This is a genomic window from Planktothrix sp. (genome assembly GCF_046067725.1).
Classification (GTDB): domain Bacteria; phylum Cyanobacteriota; class Cyanobacteriia; order Cyanobacteriales; family Microcoleaceae; genus Planktothrix.
Window position 1 is genome coordinate 1 of record NZ_JBJUDF010000083.1, and the last position, 5,532, is coordinate 5,532.

5 protein-coding genes and 1 pseudogene are annotated in these 5,532 nt (G+C 37.5%); 4 read left to right on the forward strand and 2 right to left on the reverse strand.

Annotation, left to right across the window (positions count from 1 at the left end; translation table 11 throughout):
* The 3 genes and pseudogenes from ACKPEB_RS04815 to ACKPEB_RS04825 all read left to right on the forward strand — a co-directional run.
* Positions 1-191, forward strand: a pseudogene (locus ACKPEB_RS04815) (rRNA (cytidine-2'-O-)-methyltransferase); the annotation flags it as partial.
* Between the two features lie 74 nt (positions 192-265).
* The gene (locus ACKPEB_RS04820) at positions 266-1,504 is read left to right on the forward strand and encodes a serine hydrolase (RefSeq protein WP_408963694.1); all 1,239 of its coding nucleotides are present in this window, start codon (positions 266-268) and stop codon (positions 1,502-1,504) included.
* Between the two features lie 165 nt (positions 1,505-1,669).
* Positions 1,670-1,855: a hypothetical protein gene (locus ACKPEB_RS04825; protein ID WP_408963695.1), complete on the forward strand. Its 186-nt coding sequence runs from the start codon at positions 1,670-1,672 to the stop codon at positions 1,853-1,855.
* On the opposite strand, the gene ACKPEB_RS04830 is transcribed toward ACKPEB_RS04825, so the two are convergent.
* Both ACKPEB_RS04830 and ACKPEB_RS04835 read right to left on the reverse strand, forming a co-directional pair.
* Positions 1,832-3,367, reverse strand: coding sequence for a GUN4 domain-containing protein (locus ACKPEB_RS04830; protein ID WP_408963696.1), 1,536 nt, complete (start codon positions 3,365-3,367; stop codon positions 1,832-1,834). The genes ACKPEB_RS04825 and ACKPEB_RS04830 overlap by 24 nt on opposite strands.
* Positions 3,368-3,455: 88 nt before the next feature.
* Positions 3,456-4,781 carry a PQQ-dependent sugar dehydrogenase gene (locus ACKPEB_RS04835; RefSeq protein ID WP_408963697.1) on the reverse strand — a complete coding sequence of 442 codons (1,326 nt, stop codon included), beginning with the start codon at positions 4,779-4,781 and terminating at the stop codon, positions 3,456-3,458.
* 212 nt (positions 4,782-4,993) lie between these two features.
* On the opposite strand from ACKPEB_RS04835, the gene ACKPEB_RS04840 reads away from it, so the two are divergent.
* On the forward strand, positions 4,994-5,532 hold a 539-nt coding region (locus ACKPEB_RS04840), incomplete at its 3' end, for a cytochrome c biogenesis CcdA family protein (RefSeq protein ID WP_408963698.1).

Here is a 5,532-nt window from a genome sequence, read left to right on the forward strand (position 1 = left end):
AACTCACCTTGGTGATTGCAGGCGCCAGCGAGTCCCCAACTCCTCTGACGGAAGAGCAACTCAAAGCCGAACTCGAACGCCTTCTCCAGCAGGGGATTTCTCGTTCAGAAGCCAGTCGTCAACTTGCCGCAGCTACCAGTCTTCCCCGTCGCCAAATCTATCAACTCGCTTTAACATTACCCGATAGATAATTAAACGACTCGCTATCCGTCAACAATTAACAAACAACTGCTATCCTATATTTTATTTTCCTATTTTCTTCAATATGGCTTCTATTACCCAACGCCGTCGGTCTGTTCGACGTTCTTCGGTTCGAGGTTATTCTTTAAGGGATAAAGTTAGAACTAAACCTGATTCATTAGCTCGATTAAAATATTCTCGAATTCTATTTTTAATGGCTCTCTTCTTAACCGTAACTTGGACAGTTGGAGCCGTCATTCAACTGATTTTACCCTCCTCAAAACCTCAATCTAAAACCCCAAATGTTACGGTTTCTGCCGCAGTTACCCATGATCCTAAAACGGTGGTTTATAATGTTAAAACTCCGCCGAATTTAACCCCCAGTAAAGACTTACAAACCTTAGTCGATGGGGCAGTTGAGATTGGCAAAACCCAAGGATTACCCACCGAGTCTTTATCGATTAGCTTAATTGATGTCAGTAACCCTAACAATCATAGGATTGCTGGATATAATCATACAATTCTCAGATTCCCGGCTAGTGTTGCCAAATTATATTGGATGGTGGCATTTTTCGGCTATGCAGAAAAAGGATATATTCCCAAAGAATCTCCTTTTTATACGGATTTATCCCAGATGATGCGAATTTCTGATAATGATTCTGCCAGTCGCATTGTTGATGCGATTACACAAACTGAATCTGGAACAAATTTAGAACCAACAGAATTAAAAAAATGGATTGAAAAACGTAGTCAAGTTAATCGATTTTTTGATCAATCCGGGTTTACTGGAATTAATTTAACGACTAAAAATTATCCGATCACAGGAGTTGGAGAAGCACCCATCGGTCGAGATTTACAACTCAGAGAAAATCCCCCCTATTCTAAAGGAAATCTCGTCACCACAGACCAAACCGCACGATTAATGTATGACATTTATACCAAACAAGCGATTTCTCCTTTAGCAAGTACCAAAATGGCTTATTTATTAACTCGTGATTTAAACCCTAAAGCTTGGAGAAATATTGATGCAAACCCCATTGAAGGGTTTTTAGGAGAGTCTTTACCCTTGGATATTTACTATGGATCTAAAGTCGGTTATACCAGTCGTTCCCGTCAAGAAGTAGCTTTTGTCAGAACTTTAAACGATAAAGCCATTTACATTTTAGCCGTATTTGGAGATGATCCAGCTTATGCTAAAAATGAAGAGGTTTTTCCTAAGATTTCTCGTTATATTTTTGATGGTTTAAATCAAACCCCCTTAAAATCTAGCCCGGAAAAAGTGACTCAACTTGATTCTTTACCAACCGTAGGAATTGAACATTAAATGAGTCATACTCCTCGTGTTATTCTGAGAAATGGGAAGAATCTCACGGTGTTCTCGCCTAATCATCAGAGATCCTTCATGTCGCTTCGCGACCTTCAGGATGACAATTGTTAATCGGTTTTGACCCTCAGATTTAGTATTAGTCTTTCCCATCTTAATTTGATCATGAAAACAAACAAAATCCACCATCCCATCTGTCCCCACTGTGAGGGAAAAGGTTATATTGAAATTAGAGATTGTTCAGGAGAAATTCAACGGGAAGAAACCTGTTTTTTCTGTGAAGGAACAGGAGAATTAATTTCAGAAGATGATCAGATTAACCCAGAATTAATTAATCCCACAACGGATTAATTTTTGATGTAAAATTTCTAAATGTTGCCACCATTTCCCCGTAGAAATAATCCAATTTCGAGTGGGTAAATGCCCAACGGGTGCGGAAATTTTATATTCAATTCCTTGATCGGGATCATGGGGATTATAAGTTAGCCATCCGACTTGGTTACAAAATTTTCCATAATCTCTTTCAGATTCTTGATAAATTTGATTTTGAACTGTAAAGCCAAATCGTCCATTACTATATTTAACCCAGAGATGATTAATGGTTTTTAAATCTTCACAAGGCAAATTTTCTAAATCTTTGGCGTGTATGTAGGTTTTTTTTGATTTTTTCAAGGCTTCACATAACAAACTCCAGGTTTCTTGATCGGCTTGTTTCCAGCGTTTTTGAGCCAGAAGAGTTTGCAATTTTGTATAATCAGCACCCACCGCCGATTTTAAAGGATCGTTTAAGGGTTGATAACCTAAATTTTGTTTAATTCGATCTAATAAATTAGGAGATTTAGCAACCACTTTCTCAACAGTCGGGGAAACTTTGGGAGGTGTTTTTGGAACTGCAATAGACGGTTTAACAACTGTATTTAAAGACAGATCTGACGATTTAATAAAGTTTAAAGCTTCTTCGGCGGATTTATAACGTTCATTGAGAGGAAATGCCGTTAATCGGTTTAAGACTATTTCTAAGCGATCGCTGATTCTTTGTTTCGGTGTTAAATAACTTCGCCAATTCCATTGATTATGATGCTCATCATATAATTGACCCGGTGAAATTCCGGTTATTAAATATAAACAAGTTAACCCTAAACTATATAAATCACTAGCGGGATAAACATTTCCTCTGGTTTGTTCAGGAGCCATAAATTCCGGTGTTCCGATAATAGTTCCGCTATGGAGTAATGCTGTTCCTGTTAACAGCTTAGAAACACCAAAATCAATCAAAACAATATCACCTTGATCGATATCTTGGCTAACTTTATTTAGCTGATTTTTCTCTGCAAAAATAAGAGAACAACGTCGCATCAAATTTGCGGGTTTAATATCTCGGTGAATAATACTTTGTTCATGAATAAATTTTAAAACGGGAAGAATTTGTTCTAAAACTTGCCAAATTTTTTTCTCATTAAATAATCCCTGGTTTTCCAATTCATCAGACAATGTTATTCCCTCAATATATTCTTGCACAATAAACAATTGTTGATTTTGTTCAAAATAAGCTAAAAGTTGAGGAATTTGAGGGTGTTTGCCTAATTGATCTAAACGCACCGCTTCTTGACGAAATAAATTCGAGGCGGTTTCATATTCCTTGGGGTTTTCATATTGAAATAAAAATTGTTTAATCACACAATAAGGATGGGAGGGAATTTGTTGATCAATGGCTAAAAACGTTCTGCCAAAACCGCCTTGACTCAGAGGTTTGATCGCACGATAACGGTTTTGCAGGAGTAGAAATTGACCACACCCTTGACAATATTCGGCAGAATCAGGATTTTCTGGATGAGAACATCCTACCGTTACACAGTAACTCATTGCAGGAATAGGGGTGAAGAGATAGTAGGGTCGAACCGATAATAACACAGCTTTTTAATGCTCAAGGATAATGTTAAAAAAAATTGATTTAGGGGGAATATTGCACCCGGTAAATACGGCCATTACTTTCTTCTGTAAAAATTAAACTTCCATCGGGTAACACCAACAACCCTACCGGACGACCCCAAGTTTCAGGAATAGAAGGATTAATTAAAAATCCGGTTAAAAATTCTTCATAATAGCCCTGGGGGCGACCTTTTTTAAAGGGAATAAATACTAATTTATATCCGGTTCCAGCGTTGCGATTCCAACTGCCGCGGAAGGCAACAAAAGCTCCATTTTTATATTTTTCAGGAAAACTATTACCATCATAAAATTGTAATCCTAACGGAGCAGAATGGGCTTGAAACAGAATATCAGGTTTTAAGGTTTTTTGAACTAAATCTGGTCGAATACTTTGACCCTTTTGAACGTGACGTGGATCAAGATGATTGGGGGTCAAATAACTATAAGGCCATCCATAAAATTCACCTTGACGAATGCGAGTTAAATAATCAGGAACTAAATCATCTCCTAACCCATCTCGTTCATTGACGGTTGTATACAATTCTTGGGTTTGGGGATGAAAATCTAACCCCACAGGATTTCTCAGTCCAAAGGCAAAAGTTTCTTGATTTAATCCATCTAAACTCATGACTTGAACCGAAGCTCTCGGAAGGTTTTCTTCACTCACATTCGTTTCTGATCCGATAGAAACATACAGGTTTTGGTTATCAGGAGAAACGACAACATTTCGTGTCCAATGTTGGTTATAACCCCCACCGGGTAACGTTGCTATTTTTTCTCCAGTTCCGATGATTTGATCTTGATTATTATAAGAATAACGTCTGATTTCATTGGTATTTCCTAAGAAAAAATAACCGGGTAAAAATGCCATACCAAAGGGAATATTTAACTTATTTTCGTTATTCGCAAAGGTTGTAATAGTATCAGCAATTCCATCTTGATTCATATCTTTTAATAACCGAATTCGGTTTTGTTTCGTTTCGGTTACTAATACATCGCCATTGGGAGTTAAAGCTAACCAACGGGGATGATCCAAGTTTTCAGCAAATACATTCACTTTAAATCCAGAGGGAACATTTAAAACAGGATGATCAGGAATGGGAATCACTTGAGGAGGTTTAGAAGCACTATTACTATCAAAGGGTTGAGGTAAATTTTCTAAAGTAATCTGAATCGGTTGAGGAGATAAAGGTTTAGTTAAAATGGATTTTTCTGCTTTGGGAGTCGCTGAAATAGCGGTTGATTTAGGATTGGAAATGGGGGGATTTGTTAAGGTGCGATCGCTATTGTGTTGACAAGCGATTAACCCGAATAAAAACAAGAGTGAAAAACACTGCCAATTCAGCATAATAAACTTCCTAATATTGATGATCAATTTAATCTCTGATATCAATTATACAAAAAATCCCAAAACCTGGCTTCTGTTTTAAGCTTAGTAACCTAAATATAAGTTCAGTTATGAACCTGATTTTTGTATGCCCCTGAGTCACTAAGATAAGTCATGATTTTTAGTCAAAATCAGTTATAATCTTAAAAGAAACTACTTCCTAACCTCATTCCATGCTAGAAACCCTACAACTCAAATTGTATGAACTGGCGCAATTGGCAAATCAACTGGTTCAAACCCAATTAACCCAAATCAGTTGGGTGAGTATTGTTGTTATTTTGATGGCAGGTTTGTTAACCAGTTTGACTCCTTGTATGCTGTCAATGCTACCCATAACCATTGGTTATATTGGAGGTTATGAAACGCAAAATCGACAACAAGCCGCTATTCAATCCATCTGGTTTTCCTTGGGGCTCGCCACCACCTTAGCCGGGTTAGGAATTCTGGCATCTTTTGTTGGACAAGTTTATGGTCAAATTGGCTTAGGTTGGCCTATTATTGTGAGTGTCATTGCAATTTTAATGGGGTTGAATTTATTAGAAGCATTACCTCTGCAACTCCCAGCTTTTGACACCATCGAATGGATACCGAAACAGATTCCCCATAGCTTGAAATCCTATTTATTAGGTTTAACCTTTGGGTTAGTGGCTTCTCCCTGTAGTACCCCTGTTTTAGCTACATTATTAGCCTGGGTTTCTACCACAGGAGATAT

Bases quoted from the DNA above. Each gene is read 5' to 3' on its own strand.
- ACKPEB_RS04825 (WP_408963695.1), top strand. From the start codon at position 1,670: ATGAAAACAAACAAAATCCACCATCCCATCTGTCCCCACTGTGAGGGA.
- ACKPEB_RS04830 (WP_408963696.1), bottom strand. From the start codon at position 3,367: ATGAGTTACTGTGTAACGGTAGGATGTTCTCATCCAGAAAATCCTGAT.
- ACKPEB_RS04820 (WP_408963694.1), top strand. From the start codon at position 266: ATGGCTTCTATTACCCAACGCCGTCGGTCTGTTCGACGTTCTTCGGTT.
- ACKPEB_RS04835 (WP_408963697.1), bottom strand. From the start codon at position 4,781: ATGCTGAATTGGCAGTGTTTTTCACTCTTGTTTTTATTCGGGTTAATC.